Origin of the sequence: Microtetraspora malaysiensis (genome assembly GCF_050947145.1) — a bacterium.
In the GTDB taxonomy this organism is placed as follows: domain Bacteria; phylum Actinomycetota; class Actinomycetes; order Streptosporangiales; family Streptosporangiaceae; genus Microtetraspora_A; species Microtetraspora_A malaysiensis.
The window spans coordinates 3450445-3474580 of record NZ_CP191998.1 but is presented as its reverse complement, the minus strand read 5'-3'; the positions used below and the strand labels follow the sequence as shown (position 1 = coordinate 3474580).

The window sequence follows — 24136 nt, the reverse complement described above, 5'->3', positions numbered from 1 at the left end:
AACGCGACTTTCCTGCAAACCTTTTGCGTCTTTTCGGCTTGTACTCGCCGGATACTTGCGCCCGCCCGGAACGCGTTGCTGTGCTTGGGCTCCCCCGAACGAAGCCAGGAGGTTCGCGTGCGCCCCACTTCCGCAGCCGGTCCGACCGAGGTGTCACTTGAGGACAGGTACACGGCAGCGGACGGCCGGGTGCTGATGTCGGGCATCCAGGCCCTGGTCCGCCTGACGCTGGAGCAGCGCCGCCTGGACCGGGAGCGCGGCCTGAACACGGGCGTCTTCGTCTCCGGCTACCAGGGATCGCCGCTGGGCGGGGTGGACCTGGAGATGGGCCGGGCCGCCCGCTTCCTCGAACCGGCGGGCGTCGTGTTCCGGCCCGGACTCAACGAGGAGCTCGCGGCCACGGCGGTGGCCGGGACGCAGCTCCTCGCGCAGGTGCCGGGCCGCCGGCACGACGGCGTGACCGGCTTCTGGTACGGCAAGAACCCCGGCCTGGACCGGGCCGCCGACGCCATCCGGCACGGCACGCTGGCGGGCACCGCCGCGCTCGGCGGCGCCGTCGCGTGGATCGGCGACGACCCGGGCTGCAAGTCCTCGACCGTGCCCAGCTCGTGCGAGCCGATGTGCCAGAGCCTGTCGATGCCGCTGCTCGCGCCTGGCACGGTCGCCGAGATCATCGAGTTCGGCCTGCACGCGGTCGCCGTGTCCCGCCTCAGCGGGCTGTGGACCGGGCTGAAGATCATCGCGGACGTCGCCGACGCGTCCGCCACCGTCGATCTCGGCCCGCTCCGGCAGGGCGTGCCGGCGCCGGACCACGCCGACCGCGGCGCCTCGCCCCTGCTGGTCGGCCCCGCCGCCCTGGACGCCGAGCACGACATGCTGACCCGCAGGCTGGAGCTGGCCCGCCGCTACGCCCGCGAGCACGGCCTCAACCGGGTGACCTTCGACGCGCCGCGCGCCACGCTGGGCGTGCTCGCCTCCGGCACGTCGTACGCGGTGGTGCGGCGGGCGCTGGCCGACCTCGGCCTGGACGAGGAAGCGATGGGAGACCTGGGCCTGCGGCTGATCCGGCTCGCGATGCCGTTCCCGCTGGCCCACGAGGACCTCGCCGCCATGACCGCCGGCCTGGACAAGGTGCTGGTCGTGGAGGACAAGGTGCCGTTCCTGGAGGGAGAGCTGAAGGAGGCGCTCTACGGCGGCGTGCGCGTCCCCGACGTGGTGGGCCGCGAGTTGCTCACCGCCCGCGGCACCCTCGGCGCCGAGGACGTGGCCCGGGCGCTCGCCGCCTGCGTCGGCACGGACCGGCTGCCCCGGGCGGCGGCCGTCCGGCTCCAGTCCCTGGCTCCCCGCAAGGCGTCCCGCCGTACGCTGCCGCTGGTGGCCGCGCGCACGCCGTACTTCTGCTCGGGGTGCCCGCACAACTCCTCGACCCGCACCTCCGACGACACGCTGGTCGGCGTCGGCATCGGCTGCCACGCCATGATCGCCCTGGACGGGAACGGGCGCGGCACCCGGATCGGCATCACCCAGATGGGCGGTGAGGGCGCCCAGTGGATCGGCCTGGCCCCCTTCACCGAGGACCGGCACTTCGTGCAGAACCTGGGCGACGGCACCTTCCACCACTCCGGCTCCCTGGCGATCCGCGCCGCCGTCGCCGCCGGGGTGACGATGACGTACAAGCTGCTCTACAACGACGCCGTCGCCATGACCGGCGGCCAGCGCGCGGAAGGCCGGCTCGACGTCCCGGCGCTGACGCGGTCGCTGGCCGTCGAAGGGGTCCGCCGGATCGTCATCACCACGCCGGAGCCGGAGAGCTACCGGGGGGTGCGGGTGGCGCCGATCGCGACCGTCCGGCATCGGGACGACCTGGCCGAGGTCGAGCGGGAGCTGGCCGCCGTCGAGGGCGTGACCGTGCTGATCCACGACGACCGGTGCGCCGCCGAGGAGCGCCGCCTGCGCAAGCGGGGCAAGCTGCCCACCCCGGCCGCGAAGGTCGTGGTCAACGAGCGGGTCTGCGAGGGCTGCGGCGACTGCGGCGACGTCTCGACCTGTCTGTCCGTCCTGCCCGTCGAGACCGAGTACGGCCGTAAGACCCGGATCCACCAGCCGTCCTGCAACTCCGACCTGAGCTGTCTCAAGGGCGACTGCCCCTCGTTCCTCCTGGTCGAGCCGCGCCGCTCGGAGAAGCCGCGCGCGGCCGCGCCGAAGCTCGTGCCGCGGCCGCCGGTGGAGGTGACGGAGCCGGCCCGCCGCCTGGGCGGCGCGTCGGCGCTGATCAGGATGCCGGGCATCGGCGGCACGGGCGTCGTCACGGTCTCGCAGATCCTGCAGATGGCGGCCCACATGGACGGGCTGCACGCGGCCGGGCTGGAGCAGACCGGGCTGGCGCAGAAGGGCGGCCCCGTCGTCAGCGACCTGCGCGTCTCGACCGAACCGGTCCCCGGATCGCTCCGCGCGACGCCCGGCACCGCCGACGTACTGATCGGCTTCGACCTGCTCGGCGCCGCCGCCGACGGCAACCTCGCCGTCGCGTCGCCCGACCGCACGGTCGCCGTGGTCAGCACGTCGCTGGTGCCGACCGCCGCGATGGTCACCGGGCGCGTCGCGGTGCCCGGCTCCCCCGCCGACGCGCTCACCCGGGTCGAGTCGGCCACCCGCGGCGCGGACAACCTCTATCTCGACGCCCACGGGCTGGCCGAGGCGCTGTTCGGCGACCACATGCCGGCCAACATGCTCCTCGTCGGCGCGGCGTACCAGCACGGCTGCCTCCCGGTCTCGGCCGAGTCGATCGAGCGGGCCATCCGGCTCAACGGGGCGGCCGTCGAGCAGAACCTCGCGGCCTTCCGCTGGGGCCGGGCCGCCGTGGTGGACCGCGACGCCGTCCTCGCCGCCGCGTCCCCGGCGCGGGCGACGGCCCCAGAAGCGGGATCAGCCGCGGGATCGGAGACCGCGCCCGAGTCCCTGGAGCGGGCCCTCGCCACGCGGGTCACGGACCTGACCGGCTACCAGAACGCCGCCTACGCGCGCACGTACGCCGAGGACGTGCGCCGCGTGGCCGCCTTGGCCGCCGAGCGGGCGGGTGAGGAGGCCGGGGCGCGGATCAGCCTCGCCTACGCCCGGTCCCTGCACAAGCTCATGGCGTACAAGGACGAGTACGAGGTCGCCCGGCTGCACCTGGACCCGGCGGAGAAGGCCAGGCGGGAGGAGGAGTTCGGCGCGGACGCGGTCGTCTCCGTGCTGCTGCACCCGCCGCTCCTGCGCGCGCTGGGCATGAAGCGCAAGATCAGGCTGCGCCGCTCGGCGGGCGCGCTGTTCCAGGGGCTGCGCGCCGCCCGGGTCCTGCGCGGCACCGCGCTCGACGTCTTCGGCTACGCCGGGGTGCGCCGGGTCGAGCGGGAGCTGGTCGGCGAGTATCGCGCCCTGGTCCGCGACGCCCTCGCCCGGCTCACCCCCGGGACGGCCGACGCCGTCGCGGAGATCGCAGCCCTGCCGGAGGCGATCCGCGGGTACGAGGACATCAAGCTCGCCCGGGTCGCCGAGTACCGCGAGCGGGCCGCGGCCGCCCTGGCGCGGCTGACCGCTCCCGAACCCGCCTGACCCTCGCGCACCTGGAACCCCCGGGACGTCAGGTCTCGGGGGAGGCCAGGAGCCGCTCGGCCTCCTCGTCGGTCATCCCGTCCAGCTCGGCGATCAGCAGGTCCTCCACGGCGGACGCCAGCTCGGCCACCGTCCGGGCCTCGAAGACGGTCCGCACCGGCACCTCCACCCCCGTCGTCCGGCGCAGCCGGGCCGCGACCCGGGTGGCGTTCGCGCGTGGTGGTGCTGGAGTCGTCATGGCGAGCCGGATCGTGGTGCCGCACCGGCGGGGGCCATGGTGATGCCGCCGGCGCCGGGCCGATCGGTGGGGGCGGGGAGGCCGCCGCCGCTCGCGTTCGGTCCCGGGCTGCCGGCAGTTGGTGGGAACACATTCGATTGGGAACGCTCCCACGTCCATGGGCGTTAGAGATTACGGCTTTGGTTCGTCAAGAGTTATGGAGGTTTCACGCCATTCTCAGCGATTCAATGCGCCAAATTCAGATATTTCCGCATTTCAGCGGGCTGCTTGTGCGGATTCAGTGCGATCCGATCCTCCAGCCGGGATTGACAGCAACCTGAGGCGAATCTACGCTCCGGTGGGAGCGCTCCCAAATGGTTTGACGGCCTGTGCCCGGTCGAGCGCGCCTTCGATCGCCGACGCCCCCAGGAGCGCATCACCCGTGATCGTCACCGCTGCATCTCCTCAGAGCCTGCGGCCACCCCCCTCCGATCAGGACCTGCGGTCGCTGCTGCTCATCCGGCATTTCGAGCTGGCGTTGCTCCGGCTGTTCGAGCAGGGCGCCGTCAGCGGCACCACGCACACCTGCCTCGGGCAGGAGTACGTCCCCGTCGCCCTGGCCCCGCTGCTCCTCGACGAGGACTTCGTGTTCAGCAACCACCGGGGCCACGGGCACTTCCTCGCCCGCCACGCCGAGCCGTACGGGCTGCTCGCGGAGATCATGGGGCGCGAGGGCGCGTTGTGCGGCGGAGTCGGCGGCAGCCAGCACGTCTACCACCGGCGGTTCCTGTCCACCGGCGTCCAGGGCGAGAGCCTGCCCGTGGCGACCGGCGTGGCGCTGAAGCTCGCCGGGACGATCGGCGCGCGGGCCGCCGCGTTCGGCGTTCGCCACCACCGGATCACGTCCACCGACGTCGAGGAGATCCGGGCCGAGCTCGCCCCGCTGTCGCCGCCGTGCGCTCCGAGCCGGCGCCGCTGGTCGCCGAGTTCGTCACGCACCGGATCGGCCCGCACAGCAGGGGGGACGACACGCGCTCCCCGGCGGAGATCGAGCGGGCGCGCCGGTCCGACTGGCACGCCCGCTACGCCGCGGCCGACGCTCGAAAACCCCGGACATTTCACGACATGAGGATTGGACGAGCCCGATGAATTCACCGGCGAGATTTCCCTCGGACTTCGTCTGGGGCGCCGCCACCGCCGCGTACCAGATCGAGGGTGCCACCCGCGAGGACGGCCGCGGCGTGTCCGTCTGGGACACCTTCAGCGCGACGCCGGGCAACGTGCGCGACGGCGACACCGGGGAGACGGCGGCCGACCACTACCACCGCTACGCCGAGGACCTCGACCTCATGGCCGGGCTGGGCCTGCAGAGCTACCGGTTCTCCGTCGCGTGGCCGCGGATCCAGCCGACCGGCTCCGGGGCGCCCAACCAGAAGGGCCTGGACTTCTACCGCCGGCTGGTCGAGGGCCTGGTGGAGCGGGGCATCCGGCCGATGGCCACGTTGTTCCACTGGGACCTGCCGCAGGAGCTCCAGGACCGGGGCGGTTGGGAGAACCGGGACACGGCCGAGCGCTTCGCCGACTACGCCGAGATCGTGTTCGACGCCCTGCCCGTCAGGGACTGGCTGACCGTCAACGAGCCGAAGACCGTCGTGGACTGCGGCTACCGGAACGGCATCCACGCCCCGGGCGTGCGGGACGACGCGCGGGCCTTCGTGGCGCTGCACCACCTGCTGCTCGGCCACGGGCTCGCCACCCGGCGGCTGCACGCCGGGCACCCGGGGCGGCGCATCGGCCCGGCGCTCAACCTGCACCCCAGCTATCCGGCGGACGAGAGCCCCGAGGCGCTCGCGGCGGCGCGGCACCAGGACGGCCTGGAGAACCGCCTCTACCTCGACCCGATCCTCAAAGGGCGCTACCCGGAGGACACCCTGGCCTGGATCGCGGAGCGGAGCCCGATGGCCGAGCACATCCGGGAGGGCGACCTCGCCGTGATCAGCGAGCCGATCGATCTGCTCGGCGTGCAGTACTACACGCCGATCTTCGTCGACGGCGCGGGCGAGCGGGTGATCACCAACCCGAGGGCGCAGGCCGAGTGGCTGGAGATCTACCCCGAGGGCCTCCACGACGTCCTGGTCCGGCTCAGGCGGGACTACGACGGCGTGCCGCTCGTGATCACGGAGAACGGCCTGGCCACCGTGGACGCCCCGGACGCCGACGGGCGGGTGCGCGACGACGAGCGGATCGCCTACCTGCACGGCCACCTGCGCGCGATGCACCGCGCGATGGCGGAGGGCGCCCGGGTGGAGGCGTACCACGTGTGGTCGCTGCTGGACAACTACGAGTGGGCCGAGGGATACAGCCAGCGGTTCGGCATCGTGCACGTCGACTACGCGACCCAGCGCCGCACGCCGAAGGACAGCGCCCTCTGGTACCGCGATGTCATCGAGTCGGGCGAGATCCGCTGACGGACGGCGCGTCCGCGCGGGCCGTCCGCGCGGTTTTGCCTCGCTTACGCTGATATGACCGTTCCTCCGGCGAAAGGACATCCCCCGTGGCCCAGTACGAAATCTTCGGCGGCGGCTATCACGCCGAGGTCAGCCCCCGGGGCGCCGCCCTGCGGGTGCTCCGGCACGGCGGCCGCGACCTGGTGACGAGCTGGCCGGAGGACGGGCCCATCCCCTTCTACAGCGGCACGATCCTCGCCCCGTGGCCCAACCGGGTGGCGGGCGCGGCGTACGAGTTCGAGGGCGCGCGCCACGAGCTGCCCGTCAACGAGCCCGACCGCGGGAACGCCCTGCACGGGCTCGTCGCCGACGTCGCCTGGACGGTCGCCGAGCTGCTGCGGGCCGAGGACGACCACGGCTTCGTCCGGCTGACCCACACCGTCGAGCCGGCGCCCGGCTACCCGTTCCGCCTGGCCCTCCAGGTGCGCCACGCGGTGTCCGCGCGCGGGCTGGTCACCACCCTCACCGCCCAGAACGTCGGCGACACCGCCGCCCCGTACGGCTGCGGCCCGCACCCCTGGCTGCTGGCCGGCCCGGACGTCGAGGAATACGAGCTCGATCTGCCCGCCGGTCAGGTGCTGCTGACGGACGACCTGCTCCGCCCGCGCGAGCTGGCGGACGTCTCCGCCACGCCGTTCGACTTCCGGCGGCCCCGCCCGGTCGAGGCCACCGCGATCGACCACGCGTTCACCGGCCTGACCGCGGGCCGGGTCCGGCTGCGCGGGCCCGAGGGCGGAGTCGAGGTCTCCTGGGACCCGGCGGCGATGCCCTGGGTGCAGGTCTGCACGGGCACCGGGCTCGGCCACCGGGGCGTGGCCGTGGAGCCGATGACCTGCCCGCCGGACGCCTTCAACTCGGGGACCGACCTCGTCGTGCTCAAGCCGGGGGACACGCACGAGGCGGCCTGGACGATAGCCGCCTTCTGATCCCGTTCGGAAAAATTCCCATGGATAGCAGGACGAAGCGGAGGCTCTCCCCCGCTCAGCTCCGCACCCTGGTGCTCCACGCGCTGGGGGCGGGCGTCGTGTCCGCGCGGGAGCTGCCCGACGGCTACGCCAACGCCGTGTGGCGGCTCGGGCTGGACGACGGGCGCGACGTGGTGCTCAAGGTCGGACCTCCCCCGGGCCTGGAGCTGCTGAGGTACGAACGGGACCTGCTGCGGACCGAGGCCATGGTCTACCACCTGGCCTCGGCCGCGGGCCTGCCCCTCCCCGCCCTGCTGCACGCGCGGTACGACGACCCCGTGGTCGGCGGCGACTACCTGATCCTCACGGCGCTGGACGGCGTGCCCTGGAACCGCGCCTCGCTCTCCCCCGAGGAGGAGAGCGGCCTGCGGTTCGAGCTCGGCCGCCACCTCGCCCGCCTGCACACGATCCTGGGCGACGGCGTCTACGGCTACCCGTACGCGGGGCTGACGGGGCGGAGCTGGCGGGAGGCGTTCCTCGCCATGGTGGGGGCGATCCTCGACGACGCGGTGCGCTACGCGACGCCGCTGCCCGCCTCGATCCTGGAGATCGCCGGCCTGGTCCACGCCAACGCGGACGCGCTGGACCGGGTGACCCGGCCCGTTCTCGTCCACTTCGACGTCTGGCCGGGCAACGTCTTCCTCACCGGCCCGGAAGACGCCGGCGGCGGGACGCCGCGGATCCAGGCGCTGATCGATCACGAACGGGCGTTCTGGGGCGATCCGCTCGCCGATTTCGTCACGCCCACGCTGTTCGGGGACCTGCGGGACGACGACCCGATGCTGGCGGGCTACCGGGAGGCGGGCGGGACCGTGCCCGCGGATCCGGAGGCGCCGATCCGCGACGCCCTCTACCGGGCCTACCTGTATCTGATCATGCTCGTGGAGGACGGCCCCCGGCAATATCCGGAGGAGTCCTACGCGCCCGTCCGGGCGCGTACGGCGGAGTGTCTCGCGCGCTCCCTCGACGTCCGCGCGGCCGGTGACCCGGGTTCGGCGCGGCCGTTCCCGACGTGATCTCATTCCGTGGACACGGCGGTGAGATTCACCGACCGTGTGTCATAGCCTGGTATACCGTGAGCGCAAACAATCTCGATTCATGGCGTGACCTGCCTGCGGCCCAGCAGCCGGAGTGGCCCGACCGCGCCGAACTCGACAAGGTCGTGGCCGAGCTTCAGGGCCTCCCGCCCCTGGTGTTCGCCGGGGAGTGCGACGATCTCAAGGCGCGTCTGGCCGCCGTGGCCCGCGGCGAGGCCTTCGTCCTGCAGGGCGGAGACTGCGCGGAGACCTTCTCCGGCGCCACCGCCGACAACGTCCGCAACAAGCTCAAGACGTTGCTCCAGATGGCGATCGTGCTCACCTACGCCGCGAAGGTCCCGGTCGTCAAGATCGGCCGGCTGGCGGGCCAGTTCGCCAAGCCGCGCTCCAAGAACACCGAGATCCGCGACGGTGTGGAGCTGCCCGCCTACCGCGGCGACATGGTGAACGGCTTCGAGTTCACCGCCGAGGCCCGCACGCCGGACCCGGACCGGCTGCTGCGCGCCTACCACTCCTCGGCCGTCACGCTGAACCTGGCCCGCGCGTTCGCCAAGGGCGGCTACGCCGACCTGCGGCAGGTCCACGCGTGGAACCAGGACTTCGTGGCCGCGTCCCCGGCCGGGCAGCGGTACGAGCAGCTCGCCCGCGAGATCGACCAGGCCCTCGCGTTCATGCGGGCCTGCGGCCCCTACCCGGCCGAGTTCCACACGGTGGACTTCTACTCCTCGCACGAGGCGCTCATCCTCGACTACGACCGCGCGCTCACCCGCATCGACTCCCGGACCGGCCTGCCGTACGACGTGTCGGCGCACATGGTGTGGATCGGCGAGCGCACCCGGCAGCTCGACGGTGCGCACGTGGAGTTCTTCAGCAGGATCCAGAACCCGATCGGGGTGAAGCTCGGGCCGACGACCTCGCCCGAGGATGCGCTCACGCTGGTCGAGAAGCTCAACCCGGACAACGAGCCGGGACGGCTCACCTTCATCAGCCGGATGGGCGCGGGCAAGGTCCGCGAGGCGCTGCCGACGCTGGTGGAGAAGGTCACGGCCAGTGGCGCCTCGGTGGCGTGGATCTGCGACCCGATGCACGGCAACACCTTCGAGGCCCCGAGCGGCCACAAGACCCGCCACCTGGACGACGTACTCGACGAGGTGGCCGGGTTCTTCGAGGTGCACCGGGCGCTGGGCACCCACCCGGGCGGCATCCACATCGAGTTCACGGGTGACGACGTGACCGAGTGCGTGGGCGGCGGGCACCCGATAGTGGAAGAGGACCTGGCGCTGCGCTACGAGACCGCCTGCGACCCGCGCCTCAACCGCGGCCAGTCGCTGGATCTGGCCTTCCGCGTCGCGGAGCTCTACCGCTCGCAGGACTGAGCGGCGCGCTTCGGCGGCGCCGTACGACACCGAACCGCCGGTTCCGAGCACCGCTCGTGAACCGGCGGCCCTCGCCGGGCCGTCGGGATCTTCGCCGACGGGTCGGGGCGGCCCGGCCGCCCGCGGACACGCGGGCCGGGCCGGGCCTTACTTCTTCGGCTCCATATCCGCCGCGATTTCGGCGCGGATGGCGTCCATGTCGAGCGCCCGGAGCTGCTTGATCAGGTCCTCGAGCGCCGGAGCGGGCAGCGCCCCGGGCTGGGCGAAGACCACGATGCCGTCCCGGATCGCCATGATCGTGGGGATCGCCGTGATGTCGAACCCTTCCGACAGAGCGGGCTGGGCCTCCGTGTCGATCTTGCCGAACGTGATGTCGGCGTTCTGCTCCGAGGCCTTCTCGAAGATCGGCGCGAACGTGCGGCACGGGCCACACCACGACGCCCAGAAGTCCAGCAGGACGATGCCCTTGTCGGCGATCTCGTTGAAGTTCTTCTCGGTTACCTCGATGGTCGCCACGGCGACTCCTCTCGTCTGCGTTTCGCCCGCATAACCACGTGCCCACCGCCCAGCATTCCATCCGGCCGCCCCCCGCGCGCACCGCGGCCGATCGCCTCACCTTTCCGGGACCGAAGCATCACTCACCGCGAACGTCCCGAACACCGGTGAATGCGGGTATGTCTCTCCTATGCCCCCAAGCCTTCTCGACGTCGGCTGGATCACGTGCGCGCGCGACGACTGTCCCGGCGCCGCGCATCCGCCGTACGGACGCTGCCTGGCGCACCTGGACCCCGGCGAGCTGGAGTCCACGCTCCGGTCCCTCTCCCCCGGGCAGGCCGTCGATCTACGCGGCACGGCGGTGAGCGCCGAACTGCTCGACCTCGTGCTGGACGCGGCCTGCCGCCGCCTCGGCCGGGCCCGGTTCGACCTGGCCCGCTTCACCGGTCCCGCGCGGTTCGCCGGGGTGGAGTTCCTGGGCGACGCGACGTTCGACCGGGCCCGGTTCGACGGCCTGGCCTCGTTCTTCGGCGCCCGGTTCACCGGCAACGCCTCCTTCGGCGCGGCGGTGTTCGCCCGCGAGCTGACGATGCACGGCTCGCGCGTCCACGGCCACGCCTCGTTCGACCGGTCCAGCGTGGGCAGCGACGCGCTCTTCGGCGACGCCTGCCTGTCGTCGGCGTCCTTCGACCAGGCCGAGTTCCGCGGGTTCACCTCGTTCGACGGCACCGGGTTCCACGGCGAGGCCCGGTTTCGCGGCGTGCGGTTCCGCCGGGCCGTCTCCCTGTCCCGGGCCCGGTTCGACGGCGCCGCCGTGTTCGAGGGCGCCCGGTTCGCGGCCGAGGCGTACCTGTCCCCCAGGTCCGTCGCCGGGCGGCTCGCCCTCGCGGGGGCGCGGGCCGACGGCAAGCTGGAGATCGACGCGTCCGGCTGCCTGGTCGACCTCAGTAACGCCCGGACCGAGGGGCGGCTCACGCTCCGGCTCGCCGACGCCGACGTGGACCTGCGCGGCCTCGTCTCCCGCGGCCAGGCGAGCCTCGTCCGCCGCTCCGGCCGGGTGCGGGTGCTGTCCCTGGAACGGCTCGACGTCGACCGGCTGTCCCTGTCGGGCGCGGACCTGAGCGGATGCCACCTCGCCGGGGTGCCCGACCCGGGACGGCTACGGCTTTCCGGCTGCGTGTTCGCCACCACCCCGCGCGGCGTCCAGCTCCGGCTGAGCTGGCCGCCCGTCCGGTGGTGGAGCAAACGCCAGGTCCTCGCCGACGAGCACGCCTGGCGCTTCGGCCCGGCCCGGCCGGCGGTCGATCCCGGTCGTCTGAAACATCTGTACACGGGCCTGCGGGTGGACGACGACCGCACCGCCACCGACTTCGCGTTCGGCGCGATGGAGATGCGCCGGATGTCCGCCGCCGGTCCCGCCGCCCGGGCCGTCCTCGGCGTCTACTGGCTGCTGTGCGGGTACGGCCTGCGGACCGGCCGCGCGCTCGCCTGGCTGGTCCTCGTCGCCGCGGTCGCCGCCGGAAGCCTGCTGTGGTCGTCCTCGGCTCCCCAGCACGTGGCGCGCCGCCCGCCGTGGACGGGGAGCGGCGTTCCCGCGCAGGCGCCGCCGCCCGCCGCACGCGCCGTCGTGCCCCGCCCGCGTGCCGGGGCGCCCGGCACCCGTGGCGCCGTGTCCGGCACCCATGCCGCCGCTCGCTCCGGCGTCGCCGTACGCGCCGATCTGGCCGCCCGGGTGGCGCCCAGGCCGGGCGAGTCCCACGACCCTCCCCGGTCGCAGCCCTGACCTCCGGTCCGCCGCACCCGCCGACGGCGGTGCAACGCCCGCCCCGAAATCGGCACCGGCCCCACCGGGTGCCATGGTGTTCCCGTGGCCTCGATCGTTTCCGTCCCCGAGGCCGTTCGGGCGCCGTGGCGATCGCGCACGCTCTCTCCGGCTCACGTGATCGCGCACGTCGGGGGCACTCCGGGCATTCGGGAATACTGAAGGGCATATGCACAAAGATCTCCTGCGGCTCGCCCGCGCGGAACCGGCCGTGCGGCGCCATCTGGCCCTCTGCCTCGCCGCCGCGGTCCTCGCCGGTCTGCTCGTGCTCGCGCAGGCCGAGCTGCTCTCGGGCGTGCTGTCCGGGAGGTTCGCCCTGGCGGCCCTCCTCCCCCTGGTCGGGGTCGTGGTCGTGCGCGGCGCGCTCGGCTGGCTCCAGGGCGTGTCGGCCGGCCGTACGGCCACCGGCGTCAAGTCGGTCCTGCGCGCCCGGCTGATGCGGCGGTTCCAGGAGTCCGGACCGGCGGGACCACGCTCGGGCGAGCTGGTCACGCTCGTGGGCCGCGGCCTCGACGCACTCGACCCCTACCTGAGCGGGTATCTGCCCGCGGCGGCGGTCGCGTCCGTCGTGCCCATCGCCGTGCTGGCCCGGCTCTTCGTCGCCGACCTCGCCAGCGCCCTGATCGTCCTGGTCACGCTTCCGCTCATCCCGGTCTTCGGCGCTCTGGTGGGGTGGACGACCAAGACCGTGACCGAACGGCAGTGGCGGGCGCTGTCCCGGCTCGGCGGGCACTTCCTGGACGTGGTGCGCGGCCTGCCGACGCTCCGGGCCTTCGGGCGGGCGCGCCACCAGTCCACGGTGATCCGCGAGGTCGCCGCCGCGCACCGGGCGGCCACGATGCGCACGCTGCGGGTGGCGTTCCTGTCGTCCCTGGTGCTGGAGCTCGTCGCCTCGCTCTCGCTCGCCCTCGTGGCCGTTCCCGTCGGGCTCCGGCTGCTCTCGGGCTCCCTCCACCTGGACACGGCCCTGCTCGTCCTCCTGCTCGCTCCGGAGGCGTACCTGCCGCTGCGGGCGATGGGCACGAAGTTCCACGCGTCGGTCGAGGGCGTGGCGGCCGCGGACGAGGCGTTCGCCCTGCTCACCCCGGCCTCCGGGGACCGGGACGGCCGGACCGGGGGGACGCCGGACGCCCAGCCTCGGGAGGCCCGGCGTGCGGGCACGCGGCCCCCGGAGATCCGCTTCGAGCACGTGACCGTCCGCTATCCCGGCCGGGAGGAGCCCGCGCTCGACGACGTGTCCCTCGTCGTCGCGCCCGGCGAGCGGGTCGCGCTCGTCGGAGAGAGCGGCGGCGGGAAGAGCACGCTGCTCCACCTGCTCCTCGGGTTCATCACGCCGTCCGAGGGCCGGGTGCTGGTCGACGGCGTCGATCTCGCCACCCTGGACCTGGACGAGTGGCGCCGCAGACTGGCCTTCGTGCCGCAGCGGCCGCACCTGTTCGCCATGTCGGTCGCGGACAACATCGGGCTGGGCGGCGCCGCCTCCCCCGAACTGATCCGCGCCGCGGCGGCCTCCGCGCAGGCCGCCGGGTTCGTCGAGGCGATGCCGCAGGGCTACGAGACGGTGCTCGGCGAGCGCGGTGTGAACCTGTCGGCGGGGCAGCGCCAGCGGGTCGCGCTGGCCCGGGCCTTCTGCCGGCCGTCAGCGGAGGTTCTACTGCTCGACGAGCCCACCGCCCGCCTGGACGGCCGCAGCGAGGCCGCCGTGGTGGAGGCCACCCGCACCCTCGCCGAGGGCCGTACGGCGATCGTGGTGGCGCACCGCCCCGCGATGATCGGCCTCGCCGACCGGGTCGTCCGCATCGGGGCGGGCCGGATCGTCCACGACCGCCACTCCGACGCCCTCACGGCGGAAAGGGGCGACGCCCGATGACCGGCACGACCGACAGCACCGCCACGGCCGACAGCACCGGCACGGTGAGTGGCCGCGCCGGCGGGAGCGTCCGGGGAACCCGGATGATCGGAACGCTTCTCGGCCCGGGGATGGCCCGCAGGCTGGTCGTCGCCGCGCTCGCCGGTTCGGCCGCCGACCTCGCGGGGGTCGCGCTGATCGCGTCGGCGGCGTGGCTGATCACCCGGGCCGCCGAGCAGCCGCCGCTGGCCGCGCTCTCGGTCGCGATCGTCGGGGTGCGCGCGTTCGCGACCGGCAAGGGCGTGCTGCGCTACGCGGAGCGCCTCACCGGGCACGACGTCGCGCTGCGGGCGCAGGCGGCCACGCGCGAGCGGCTGTACGACTCGCTGATCCCCGCCGGGCCGCTCCGCCAGCGCGGCGCCGACCTGCTCAGCCGCATGGTGGACGACACCGAGGCGGTGCAGGACCTGCTGGTCCGCTGCCTGCTGCCCGCGATCGCCGCGCTGCTCACCGGGATCGCGGCCGTCGTCATCGGCGCGTTCCTGCTGCCTGTGGCCGCGCTCGTGCTCGCCCTCGGGCTGCTGGTCGCGGGCGTGCTCCTCCCCGCGGGCACGGCCGCCGCCGCCCGCCGCTGGTCGGCCAGGATCGCCCCGGCGCGAGCCGAGCTGGCGGCCCGGGTGGCCGACCTGGTCCACGGCGCGGCCGACCTCGCCGCGTACGGGGCGAAGGAGCGGGCCCTCTCGGACGGCATGGCGGCGGACGCCCGTCTCGCCGCGCTGGAGCGGGGGCAGTCCAGGATCAACGCGACCGCCCTCGGGCTCGGCGTCCTGGTCCAGGGATCGACCGTGGCGGCGATCACGCTGATCGCCCAGACCGCCGGGCTCGGCCAGGTGGCGACCGCCGTTCTCGCCCTGACCGCGCTGGTCTCCTTCGAACCGGTGCTGCCGCTGGCCGCGGCCGGGGAGCGCTTCGCGGGGGTGTCCGCCGCGCTTCGCAGGCTGGCGGAGGTCCGGGAGACCCCGGTGACGGTGACCGAACCGGACGCGCCCGCGCCGCCGCCGGAGGCGCCGCTGACCGTGGAGGTGGCGGACCTCGTCATCCGCCACGGCGACCGCGCCCCGGCGCTCGACGGGGTCAGCCTGACCCTCACCCCGGGCCGGAGGGTGGCGGTCGTCGGGCCGAGCGGAGCCGGGAAGAGCACCCTGCTGTCCGCGCTGATGCGCACCGTGGACATCGGCTCGGGAGACATCAGGATCAACGGGGTGGACATCCGCTCCTACGCCACGGACGACGTCCGCGCGGTGATGACGGGGCTGACCCAGGATCCGTACGTGTTCCAGGCGTCGTTCCGTGACAACCTGCGCCTCGCCGGGCCGGAGGCGTCCGACGGCGAGCTGACCGAGTCCGTACGGCGGGCACGGCTGGACGCGTGGGCGGAGCGCACCGGCTGGGACACGGTGCTCGGGGAGGACGGCCGGACCGTGTCGGGCGGCCAGCTCCAGCGTCTGGCGCTCGCGCGGGCCCTGCTCTTCGATCCGTCGGTGCTGCTGCTCGACGAGCCGGCGGAGGCGCTGGACGAGGAGACGGCCGACGCGCTGACCGCCGACCTGCTCGACGCGACGCGCGGCCGGACGACCCTGCTCGTCACCCACCGGCTGCGCGGGCTGGAGCAGGTCGACGAGATCGTGGTCCTGGAGGACGGCCGGGTGACCCAGCGCGGCACGCACGCCGAGCTGGTGTCGGCACCCGGTTACTACCGGGATCTGTGGGAGTCCGAGACCCTGATCGCGGCATCCCGCGCCTCCGGCGCCTGACCCCCGGCCGCGTCCCCGGACACCGCTGCCCGCCTCCCGGACCGGGCCGGCCATTCCCGAGCGGCCGGCCGTCCAGGCGGGCACCGGGCCGGACGCCCACGGGGGTGACAACGAAAGCCGCCCAGGCGGCCGCCGGACCTCGGAGGTCGGCGTGCAGCCCGGGCGGGGACGATGGGCGGGGGGAGGTCAGTTCGTGCCGCTGTTCTCGGTGAGCGTGATGGTGGCGGTGGAGGGCTTGCCGTTCCGGGTGTAGGTCAGAGTGATCTCGTCACCCGGCTGGTGGCGGCGGATGACGCCGACCAGCGTCTCCGCGTCACCGACGAGCACGTTGTCGATCTTGGTGATCAGGTCGGCCTCCTTGAGGCCCGCCTTGTCGGCGGGGCTGGCCTTGGTGATCGACGCGACCACCGCGCCGGCCGCCTCGCCGGTCGAGTCCGCGACGCTCACACCGAGGAAGGCGTGGGTCGCCTTACCCGACTTGATGAGCTGCTCGGACACCTGCTTGGCCGTGTTGATCGGGATGGCGAAGCCGACACCGATGTTGCCGGAGCTGGAGCCCGAGGTGGCGATGGCGGTGTTGATGCCGATCACCTGACCGGCCGCGTTGACCAGCGCGCCACCGGAGTTGCCCGGGTTGATCGCCGCGTCGGTCTGGACCATGCCGCCGATGGTCACCTGCTGGGTCGGCTGCTGCTGCTCCTGCCCCCAGGGGAACTGCGGCTGCTGCTCCTGGCCGCCCTCCGTCAGCGTGCGGTCGAGCGCGCTCACGATGCCGGAGGTCACCGAGCCCTCCAGGCCGAGCGGGCTGCCGATCGCGAGAACGGAGTCGCCCACCTGGAGCTTGTCGCTGTCGCCGAGGCTCGCGGGCGTCAGGCCGGAGACGTCCTGCGCCTGGATCACCGCGAGGTCGGTGGCCGGATCGGTTCCCTTGATCGTGGCCGAGGCGGTTGTCCCGTCGCTGAACTTGACGGTGACGATCGCGCCCTGCCCGGCGTCGGCGACCACGTGGTTGTTGGTGAGGATCAGACCGTCGCCAGAGAGGATGACACCCGACCCCTCACCTCCGCCGGTCCGCGTCCTGACCTTGATCGACACCACCGACGGCTGGATGGCCTTGGCCACCGCCGCGATGCTGTTCCCCGAGCTGTTCGACACGGGGAGGACCGGCGAGGAGACGACGGTCGTGGTTCCGCTGAAGCCGGTCGCGACGAAGGCCCCCGCGACCCCGCCGCCCAGGGCCACCGCGGCGAGGGCGAGCCCGGCGATCGCCTTCTGCCCGCCGGTCCATCCCTGCTTCACGGCCTGCTGGAACGGGGGCGCGGCGTACGCCGCCGTGTCACCCTGCTGGGATTGGCCGCCGTAGGTGCCGTACTGCCCGTGCTGGGGCGGGGTGCTGCCGAACTGGCTCCATCCGTGGCCCGTCGTGCTCTCGTTCTCGGGCGTCCGCTCCTCGGAGCTCATCGTCTTCCCCCTCGTGGCTGCCAGATCTTCCGGGTTCTTCTCCGGTACGTCTCAACCATGCCAAACGACCTGTAAGGTCACGCTAAGCGATCAGCGACAGCCCGGAACTTTCCTGTCCTCATGCCTGTGAACAGCGGGTTCCGACGCTCGTCCGGCTTCTACAGTCCGACGCTTTCCTGCCCTTCCCAACCCGTGCCGATCCCCGGCTGTTCCCCCCAGGCTGTTCCCACCTGGGTGTGAACCGGCACACCGCGCTACGCGTACGGATCGCGCAGGGGCACGGCCCGGCCGGCGAACTCCTCCCGGATGGCCAGCATCTTGGGCCCCGGGGCGTAGAAGCGTCCCTTGGTCTCGCCGTACGGGCTGAGCCAGTCGCGGGCGGCGAGCTCGCGCAGGTCGCGGGCCGCCTGTCCCTGGCTGAGGGATTCGTCGGCCTGGTACATGCTCCGGCGCAGCCGGCGGGAGACAAAGACCTGGTAGAGCGCCGAGACGCAGCGGGGATGCAGCTCCTCCGCGTCCGCCCGCTTCTCCAGCAGCATCCAGACCTCGCCCGCCTCGGCCAGCCGCCGTTGGACGCGCTGCGCCTGCATGTGGTGGCAGCGCAGAACGAACCGCACCCACGAGAGCGTGTCCCCGTTGGGGCTCCAGTGGCCACGGCCCACCTCTCCGAGGACGTCGTAGTAGTCGTACGTCGTCCGCCCCTCCCCCAGCCACTCCTCGATCGAGGAGAACTCGGGCATGGTGATCTGGTCGCGGGCGAGCACCAGGGTCTGCAGCGCGCGGGACATGCGCCCGTTGCCGTCCCTCCATGGGTGGATCTTCACGAGGTTCAGATGGGCCATGGCGCCGCGGACGTAGCTGGGGGCGTCGAGGTCGCCGGCGTTCAGCCAGTCCACCAGCTCGTCGAGCAGGGCCGGGACGGCCTCGTGGCCGGGTCCCTCGTAGACGACCTCGCCGGTCGCGGAGTCGCGCACGTAGATCCCGCCGGGGCGGACGGTGCCCGGGGTCTTGTCGACATGGTGGCCGATCATCATGAAGTTGAGCGCGTTGAGCAGGCCGACGTCGTACCGGAAGGACTGCGTCTTCGCCAGCAGGGAGATGTAGGTCAGCGCCTGCTGATACCCGGCGATCTCCCGGGCCACCGCCGCGGAGGTCTCCAGCGGCTCCTCGCCGACCATGATGGACTCGATGTCCTCGACGCTCGCGCGATAGCCCTCGATGGAGTTGGACCCCTGGATGGCGCGCGCCTGGAGTTGGCGGCGCAGCTGGCCGTCCCAGCGATGGGTCTCGGCCAGGCGGTACCTCAGGTCCCGCCGCATCTCCTCGACCTCGCCGAGGATCTTCTCGTCGACCGGTTCGAGGTCCGGCGTTCCGTACAGCATGCAGCCCATAACAACATGGGCGAATCATTCGGTCAAGCGACCGAATGATTCGCCCATGAATGTCGGCTTTGTGCGCGGCGATCAGAAGGCCGGGATCACGGCGCCCTTGTACTTGTCCTCGATGAACTGCTTCACCTCGGGGCTGGTCAGCAGCTTCGAGAGCGTGACGATCCGGGGGTCGCTCTCGTGCCCCTCGGCCACGACCAGGATGTTGGCGTACGGGTTGCCCTCGGCCTTCTCCAGGACCAGCGCGTCGCTGCTCGGGTTCAGGCTCGCCTCCAGGGCGTAGTTGCCGTTGATGACGGCGGCGTCCACGTCCTCCAGGGAGCGCGGGATCTGGGCGGCCTCAAGCGGCTGGAACTTGATCTGCTTGGGGTTGCCGGTGACGTCGCGCTCGGTCGCGGCGGTGCCGACGCCGTCCTTGAGGGTGATCACGCCGTTGTCGGCGAGCAGCTTGAGCGCGCGGCCGAGGTTGGTCGCGTCGTTCGGCACGGCCACGGTCGCGCCCTGCCCGATCGAGGCCACGTCCTTGATCTTCTTGGAGTAGAGGCCGAGCGGCTCCAGGTGGACCGACGCGACGGAGGTCAGCTTGGTGCCCTTGGAGGCGTTGAAGTCGTCGAGGTACGGCTTGTGCTGGAAGTAGTTCGCCCCGAGCTGGCCGTCCTGGAGCTGGAGGTTCGGCTGGACGTAGTCGCTGAACTCCACGATCTCCAGCTTGAGCCCGGCGGCGGGGGCCAGCTTGTCCGCGACGAACTTCATGATCTCCGCGTGCGGCACCGGGGTCACGCCGACCTTGAGCGGCTCACTCGCGGCGGCGGCGCCCGACGCGGTCGCGTCGGACGAGGACGGGGAGGACGACGAGCCGCAGGCCGCCAGGCCGAGCGACAGCCCGACGGCGAGCACGAGCCCGAACAACTTGCGCATGGTGTGACCACTCCTTGGTGGGTCGGTGGGTGCGGAAATCCGCCCGGCGTCTCCCGGGCCGCCCGATGCCGGGCCTCCCGGGAACGACGGGAACGGTGAAATCAGGTCGAAGGGGGATCAGGTCGAAGGGGGATCAGGTCGAAAGGGGGAGGCGCGCGGGGTCAGCGGCGGGTCAGCCTGCGGCTGACGGCGTCGCCGAGGCTCTGGACGGCCTGCACGATGACCACCAGCACCACGACCGTGACGATCATGAGGCCGGTCTCGAAGCGCTGGTATCCGTACCGGATCGCGAGGTCACCCAGCCCGCCGCCGCCGATCACGCCCGCCATCGCCGAGTACGAGACCAGCGTGACGATCGTGACGGTCAGCGCGGCGACCAGGCCGGGCAGCGCCTCGGGCAGCAGGACCTTCGCCACGATCGTGCCCCGGCTCGCGCCCATGGCCTGCGCGGCCTGGACGACGTCCCGGCCGACCCCGCGCAGGGCGGTCTCCACCAGCCGCGCGAAGAACGGCGCGGCGCCGATCGTGAGCGGCACCGCCGCCGCGCCGGCCCCGATGGTGGTACCGATGATCAGCCTGGTGACGGGCATGACCGCGATCATCAGCACGATGAACGGCAGCGAGCGGCCGACGTTGACCACCGCCCCGAGGACCCGGTTGGCGACGGGGGCGGGAAACAGCCCGCCCCTGCCGGTCCCGACCAGGGCGACGCCGAGGGGCAGCCCGAACAGGACGGTGAACAGCGTGGACCAGGCGACTATCTGCGCGGTCTGCCCGGTGGCCTGCCACAGCAGGGGGCTCATGTCCGACCAGGTCATCAGGCCGCCACCTCCACCAGCAGGCCGCGGTCGCGCAGATAACCGAGCGCCGCCTCCGACTCCCCGCCCGTCAGGCGGACACGGAGCCGCCCGGCCGAGACACCGGCGACGTCCTCGAGGGCGCCGCCGAGGATGTTCACGTCCACGTCGAACTTCCGTACGACCTGGGAGACGACCGCCTCGTCGGCGCGGCCGGAGTACACCCCGGTGAAGGTGATCGTCACACTGCCGGGTTCGGCGGGCGGCAGCGGGAAGAGCTCCTCGGTGAGCCGGGACCCCGGCCGGGCCAGCAGGTCGGCGATCCGTCCCGCCTCCTCGATCCGGCCCGCGCTCATGATGGCGGCCGAGTCGCAGACGGCCCTGATGACGTCCATCTCGTGCGTGATCAGCAGGATGGTCAGCCCGAAGTCGCGGTTGAGCCGCTTGAGCAGGGCGAGGATCGACTGCGTGGTGCCGGGGTCGAGCGCCGAGGTGGCCTCGTCCGACAGAAGCACCGACGGACGGCCCGCGAGGGCGCGCGCGATGCCGACGCGCTGCTTCTGGCCGCCGGAGAGCTGCGCGGGGTACGCGCCCGCCTTCCCGGCCAGCCCGACCAGGTCGAGCAGCTCCTCCACGCGCCGCGCCCGCTCGCCTCGCGGCACGCCCATGATCTCCAACGGGAAGGCGACGTTCCCCGCGACGGTGCGCGAGGACAGCAGCGCGAAGTGCTGGTGGATCATGCCGATGCCCTGCCGGGCCTGGCGCAACTCCCGATCGCCGAGCGCGGTCAGCTCCCGCCCGCCGACGGTGACGGATCCCCCGGTCGGGCGTTCCAGCAGGTTGACGCAGCGCAGGAGGGTGCTCTTGCCGGCTCCGCTCCGTCCTAGCACGCCGAAGATCTCACCCTCGCGGACGTGGAGATCCACGCCGTCGACGGCCACGACGGAGCCGTAGGCCTTGCGCAGGCCGGACACTTTGATCACAAGACTTCCCTTGGAACGACGACTTCGGCGGCGGAGTACGGGCACGGCCGGCGGGTCCCGGGCGGGAAGGGCAGGTGGCTGAAACGGCGCAGGACCAGGAAGTCCGTAGGGGAGGTCATGAACGGGCCTTCGGAGCGAGTGTCGATCAATGGAATGGGGCTCAGGCCGGACGACAGCCGCACATCATCACGCCCCGCGTCCGCAGGGGCATGGCAGCGTCGCACATCACGTTCACGGTCACACCAACAGATGGCCTGGTGGGAGATATTCCGATAATTCCCGACAATTAATGTGGCTTACCTCACACTCGCCCGGAACGCGTACGGCCCGCGCCTCGGAAAGAGGCACGGGCCGTACGCGACGGACGGTCCTGTGGGCGGTCGCGGGCAGGACCGGGGACCGAGCAGGGCCGCCGGAAAGGACGGCGGTCAGGCGGCGGCCTTCTGCGCCACCGTGGCGGGCGTCAGCGCCAGGTCGAGCACCTCGCGCACGTCGCTGACCGCGTGGACGGTGAGGTCCGCCAGGACGTCGGCGGGGACGTCGTCCAGGTCGGGCTCGTTGCGCGCGGGGATGAGCACCGTGGTGATCCCCGCCCGGTGGGCGGCGAGCAGCTTCTGCTTCACCCCGCCGATCGGCAGTACCCGGCCGGTGAGGGAGACCTCGCCGGTCATCGCGACGTCGCCGCGCACCGGACGGCCGGACAGGAGCGAGGCCAGCGCGGTCGTCATCGTGACGCCCGCGGAAGGCCCGTCCTTGGGCACCGCGCCCGCCGGGACGTGGACGTGCACCGACCGCTCCTTCAACGACCCGACCGGCAGCTCCAGCTCGACGCCGCGCGAGCGCAGGTAGGAGAGCGCGATCTGGGCCGACTCCTTCATCACGTCGCCGAGCTGGCCGGTCAGCGTCACGCCGGTCGATCCGGTCTCGGGGTCGGCCAGGGACGCCTCGACGTACAGGACGTCGCCGCCCGCGCCGGTGACCGCCAGGCCGGTCGCCACGCCGGGCACCGCCGTACGCTGGCGGGACTCGGGCAGGGTCGACTCGGGGACGTGCCGCGGGCGCCCCAGGTAGGGCACGAGGTCGTCGGCGGACGCCTCCACCGGGAGCTCGGCCTCGCCGAGCGCCACCCTCGCCGTGATCTTGCGCAGGACGCGGGCGATCGACCGTTCGAGCGAGCGCACGCCGGCCTCCCGTGTGTACTCACCGGCGAGCCTGCGCAGCGCGTCGTCGTGGATCGTCACGTCGTCCGGCGTCAGGCCGGCCTTCTCGAGCTGGCGGGGCAGCAGGTGGTCGCGGGCGATGGCGACCTTCTCGTCCTCGGTGTAGCCGTCGAGCGTGACGATCTCCATGCGGTCCAGCAGCGGGCCGGGGATCTGCTCCAGCACGTTGGCCGTCGCGAGGAAGAGCACGTCGCTGAGGTCCAGCTCGACCTCGAGGTAGTGGTCGCGGAACGTGTGGTTCTGCGCCGGGTCGAGCACCTCCAGCAGCGCCGCGGTCGGGTCGCCCCGGTAGTCGGCGCCGACCTTGTCGATCTCGTCGAGCAGCACGACCGGGTTCATCGAACCGGCCTCGCGGATCGCGCGGACGATCCGGCCCGGCATCGCGCCGACGTAGGTGCGCCGGTGACCGCGGATCTCCGCCTCGTCGCGGACGCCCCCGAGCGCGACGCGGACGAACTTCCGGCCCATCGCCCGCGCGACCGACTCGCCGAGCGAGGTCTTGCCGACTCCGGGCGGCCCGGCCAGCGCGAGCACCGCGCCGCTGCGGCGGCCGCCGACCACGCCGAGGCCCTGGTCGGCCCGGCGCTTGCGCACCGCGAGGTACTCGACGATGCGGTCCTTCACGTCGTCGAGGCCGGTGTGGTCGGCGTCGAGCACCGCCCGCGCGCCCGCGATGTCGTACTCGTCGGTGGTGTGCGTGCTCCAGGGGATGTCGAGGACGGTGTCCAGCCAGGTGCGGATCCAGCCGGTCTCGGGCGACTGCTCGGAGGTCCGTTCGAGCTTGGCGACCTCCTTCAGCGCGGCCTCGCGGACCTTCTCCGGCAGCTCCGCCGCCTCGATCCTGGCGCGGTAGTCCTCCTCCTCGTCGGAGGGGTCGCCGTTGAGCTCGGCCAGCTCCTTGCGCACGGCCGCGAGCTGCTGGCGGAGCAGGAACTCACGCTGCTGCTTCTCCATGCCCTCCTGGACGTCCTTGCGGATGGTCTCCGCGACGTCCATCTCGGCGAGATGGTCGCGGGCCCAGCCGACGAGCTGCTCCAGGCGCTCGGCGGGGTCGGAGGTGTCCAGGAGGAGCAGCTTCTGCGGGGTGGTCAGCCAGGGCGCGTAGCCGGCGCTGTCGGCGAGCTCGGACGGGTCCTCGATCTGGTTGACCGCGTCCACGACCTGCCAGGCGCCGCGCTTCTGCAGGATCGTCGTGGTGAGCGCCTTGTACTCCTTGGCCAGCTCGTCGGCCCGCGAGCCGACCGGGACCGGCTCGAGCACGGTGGCTTCGACCCAGAGCGCCGCGCCGGGGCCGGTGGTGCCGGTGCCCACGCGCATCCGGCTCACGCCGCGCACGACGGCGGCGGGTTCGCCGCCCGGCAGCCGGCCGACCTGCTCGACCACCGCACTGACCCCGACGGCGCCGTACCGGCCGTCCACCCGCGGCACCAGGAGCACCTTGCTCTCGCCGGTCCCGGCGCGAGCGGCGTCGATGGCCGCGCGGACCTCGGCGTCCGACAGGTCGAGGGGGACCACCATGCCGGGCAGGACGACCTCGTCGTCCAGGGGAAGGACGGGAAGGATCTGTGTCATCTGGACGCTCCCGAAGGTTGAGTTATGCCGACTCAACTAACGCGAGTCCGGCCGTGTTCCCTTGATTGCGCGAGTTCGCTGTGAGCGATCGTAATTCTGTAATTCGCCTGCGTTTTTGCGT

Annotated in this window: 17 protein-coding genes; 9 read left to right on the top strand and 8 right to left on the bottom strand. The window is 72.7% G+C overall.

Annotated features, from left to right (window positions below; translation table 11 throughout):
- Window positions 1–117: 117 nt before the first annotated feature.
- On the top strand, window positions 118–3594 hold the full coding sequence (locus tag ACQP1V_RS16405) for an indolepyruvate ferredoxin oxidoreductase family protein (protein WP_433423713.1): 3477 nt from the start codon (window positions 118–120) through the stop codon (window positions 3592–3594).
- A 28-nt stretch (window positions 3595–3622) separates the two neighbouring features.
- Here ACQP1V_RS16405 and ACQP1V_RS16400 read toward each other — a convergent pair whose 3' ends face one another.
- Window positions 3623–3832, bottom strand: a complete 210-nt coding sequence (locus tag ACQP1V_RS16400; protein WP_433423710.1) for a phosphopantetheine-binding protein — start codon at window positions 3830–3832, stop codon at window positions 3623–3625.
- A gap of 421 nt (window positions 3833–4253) precedes the next feature.
- Here ACQP1V_RS16400 and ACQP1V_RS16395 point away from each other — a divergent pair, with 421 nt between their 5' ends.
- The 5 genes from ACQP1V_RS16395 to ACQP1V_RS16375 all read left to right on the top strand — a co-directional run bounded on the left by ACQP1V_RS16395 (window position 4254) and on the right by ACQP1V_RS16375 (window position 9696).
- A complete protein-coding gene (locus ACQP1V_RS16395; RefSeq protein ID WP_433423707.1) occupies window positions 4254–4940 on the top strand; it encodes a thiamine pyrophosphate-dependent enzyme in 687 nt (228 codons plus the stop codon).
- 16 nt (window positions 4941–4956) lie between these two features.
- On the top strand, window positions 4957–6279 hold the full coding sequence (locus ACQP1V_RS16390) for a GH1 family beta-glucosidase (RefSeq protein ID WP_067132239.1): 1323 nt from the start codon (window positions 4957–4959) through the stop codon (window positions 6277–6279).
- Window positions 6280–6365: 86 nt separating this feature from the next.
- Entirely contained in the window at window positions 6366–7244 is an 879-nt protein-coding gene (locus ACQP1V_RS16385; protein WP_433423705.1) for an aldose 1-epimerase family protein, read from the top strand.
- A gap of 20 nt (window positions 7245–7264) precedes the next feature.
- Entirely contained in the window at window positions 7265–8299 is a 1035-nt protein-coding gene (locus ACQP1V_RS16380) for a phosphotransferase family protein (RefSeq protein ID WP_433423702.1), read from the top strand.
- Between the two features lie 59 nt (window positions 8300–8358).
- Entirely contained in the window at window positions 8359–9696 is a 1338-nt protein-coding gene (locus ACQP1V_RS16375; protein WP_433423700.1) for a class II 3-deoxy-7-phosphoheptulonate synthase, read from the top strand.
- A 147-nt stretch (window positions 9697–9843) separates the two neighbouring features.
- On the opposite strand, the gene trxA is transcribed toward ACQP1V_RS16375, so the two are convergent.
- Complete coding sequence (gene trxA, locus ACQP1V_RS16370) at window positions 9844–10212, bottom strand: thioredoxin (protein WP_433423697.1); 369 nt, start codon at window positions 10210–10212, stop codon at window positions 9844–9846.
- A gap of 169 nt (window positions 10213–10381) precedes the next feature.
- On the opposite strand from trxA, the gene ACQP1V_RS16365 reads away from it, so the two are divergent.
- From ACQP1V_RS16365 to cydC, 3 genes are all read left to right on the top strand, one after another.
- Window positions 10382–11974: a pentapeptide repeat-containing protein gene (locus ACQP1V_RS16365; protein ID WP_433423694.1), complete on the top strand. Its 1593-nt coding sequence runs from the start codon at window positions 10382–10384 to the stop codon at window positions 11972–11974.
- 208 nt (window positions 11975–12182) lie between these two features.
- Window positions 12183–13883: a thiol reductant ABC exporter subunit CydD gene (cydD, locus tag ACQP1V_RS16360; protein ID WP_433423691.1), complete on the top strand. Its 1701-nt coding sequence runs from the start codon at window positions 12183–12185 to the stop codon at window positions 13881–13883.
- Entirely contained in the window at window positions 13880–15676 is a 1797-nt protein-coding gene (cydC, locus tag ACQP1V_RS16355) for a thiol reductant ABC exporter subunit CydC (protein ID WP_433423688.1), read from the top strand. Before cydD ends, cydC begins: the two co-directional genes overlap by 4 nt.
- A 186-nt stretch (window positions 15677–15862) precedes the next feature.
- Here the strand turns inward: cydC and ACQP1V_RS16350 are convergent, their stop codons facing one another.
- The 6 genes from ACQP1V_RS16350 to lon all read right to left on the bottom strand — a co-directional run bounded on the left by ACQP1V_RS16350 (window position 15863) and on the right by lon (window position 24015).
- On the bottom strand, window positions 15863–17137 hold the full coding sequence (locus ACQP1V_RS16350; RefSeq protein WP_433423685.1) for a S1C family serine protease: 1275 nt from the start codon (window positions 17135–17137) through the stop codon (window positions 15863–15865).
- A 254-nt stretch (window positions 17138–17391) separates the two neighbouring features.
- Complete coding sequence (locus tag ACQP1V_RS16345) at window positions 17392–18519, bottom strand: Fic family protein (RefSeq protein ID WP_433423682.1); 1128 nt, start codon at window positions 18517–18519, stop codon at window positions 17392–17394.
- 81 nt (window positions 18520–18600) lie between these two features.
- Entirely contained in the window at window positions 18601–19443 is an 843-nt protein-coding gene (locus ACQP1V_RS16340; RefSeq protein ID WP_067132209.1) for a MetQ/NlpA family ABC transporter substrate-binding protein, read from the bottom strand.
- Between the two features lie 161 nt (window positions 19444–19604).
- Window positions 19605–20261, bottom strand: a complete 657-nt coding sequence (locus ACQP1V_RS16335) for a methionine ABC transporter permease (RefSeq protein ID WP_433423674.1) — start codon at window positions 20259–20261, stop codon at window positions 19605–19607.
- On the bottom strand, window positions 20261–21223 hold the full coding sequence (locus ACQP1V_RS16330) for a methionine ABC transporter ATP-binding protein (RefSeq protein WP_433423671.1): 963 nt from the start codon (window positions 21221–21223) through the stop codon (window positions 20261–20263). The genes ACQP1V_RS16335 and ACQP1V_RS16330 overlap by 1 nt, the downstream gene beginning before the upstream one ends.
- A 428-nt stretch (window positions 21224–21651) precedes the next feature.
- Window positions 21652–24015 (bottom strand): endopeptidase La, encoded by a 2364-nt coding sequence (gene lon / locus ACQP1V_RS16325; RefSeq protein ID WP_433423668.1) that lies wholly within the window; start codon window positions 24013–24015, stop codon window positions 21652–21654.
- Window positions 24016–24136: the final 121 nt, after the last annotated feature.

What these genes read in the sequence shown, in the direction of transcription:
- ACQP1V_RS16365 (WP_433423694.1), top strand. Translation starts at nt 10,382, where the DNA reads ATGCCCCCAAGCCTTCTCGACGTCGGCTGGATCACGTGCGCGCGCGAC.
- ACQP1V_RS16345 (WP_433423682.1), bottom strand. Translation starts at nt 18,519, where the DNA reads ATGCTGTACGGAACGCCGGACCTCGAACCGGTCGACGAGAAGATCCTC.
- ACQP1V_RS16350 (WP_433423685.1), bottom strand. Translation starts at nt 17,137, where the DNA reads ATGAGCTCCGAGGAGCGGACGCCCGAGAACGAGAGCACGACGGGCCAC.
- ACQP1V_RS16400 (WP_433423710.1), bottom strand. Translation starts at nt 3,832, where the DNA reads ATGACGACTCCAGCACCACCACGCGCGAACGCCACCCGGGTCGCGGCC.
- ACQP1V_RS16380 (WP_433423702.1), top strand. Translation starts at nt 7,265, where the DNA reads ATGGATAGCAGGACGAAGCGGAGGCTCTCCCCCGCTCAGCTCCGCACC.
- lon (WP_433423668.1), bottom strand. Translation starts at nt 24,015, where the DNA reads ATGACACAGATCCTTCCCGTCCTTCCCCTGGACGACGAGGTCGTCCTG.
- ACQP1V_RS16335 (WP_433423674.1), bottom strand. Translation starts at nt 20,261, where the DNA reads ATGACCTGGTCGGACATGAGCCCCCTGCTGTGGCAGGCCACCGGGCAG.
- cydC (WP_433423688.1), top strand. Translation starts at nt 13,880, where the DNA reads ATGACCGGCACGACCGACAGCACCGCCACGGCCGACAGCACCGGCACG.
- cydD (WP_433423691.1), top strand. Translation starts at nt 12,183, where the DNA reads ATGCACAAAGATCTCCTGCGGCTCGCCCGCGCGGAACCGGCCGTGCGG.
- ACQP1V_RS16340 (WP_067132209.1), bottom strand. Translation starts at nt 19,443, where the DNA reads ATGCGCAAGTTGTTCGGGCTCGTGCTCGCCGTCGGGCTGTCGCTCGGC.
- ACQP1V_RS16390 (WP_067132239.1), top strand. Translation starts at nt 4,957, where the DNA reads ATGAATTCACCGGCGAGATTTCCCTCGGACTTCGTCTGGGGCGCCGCC.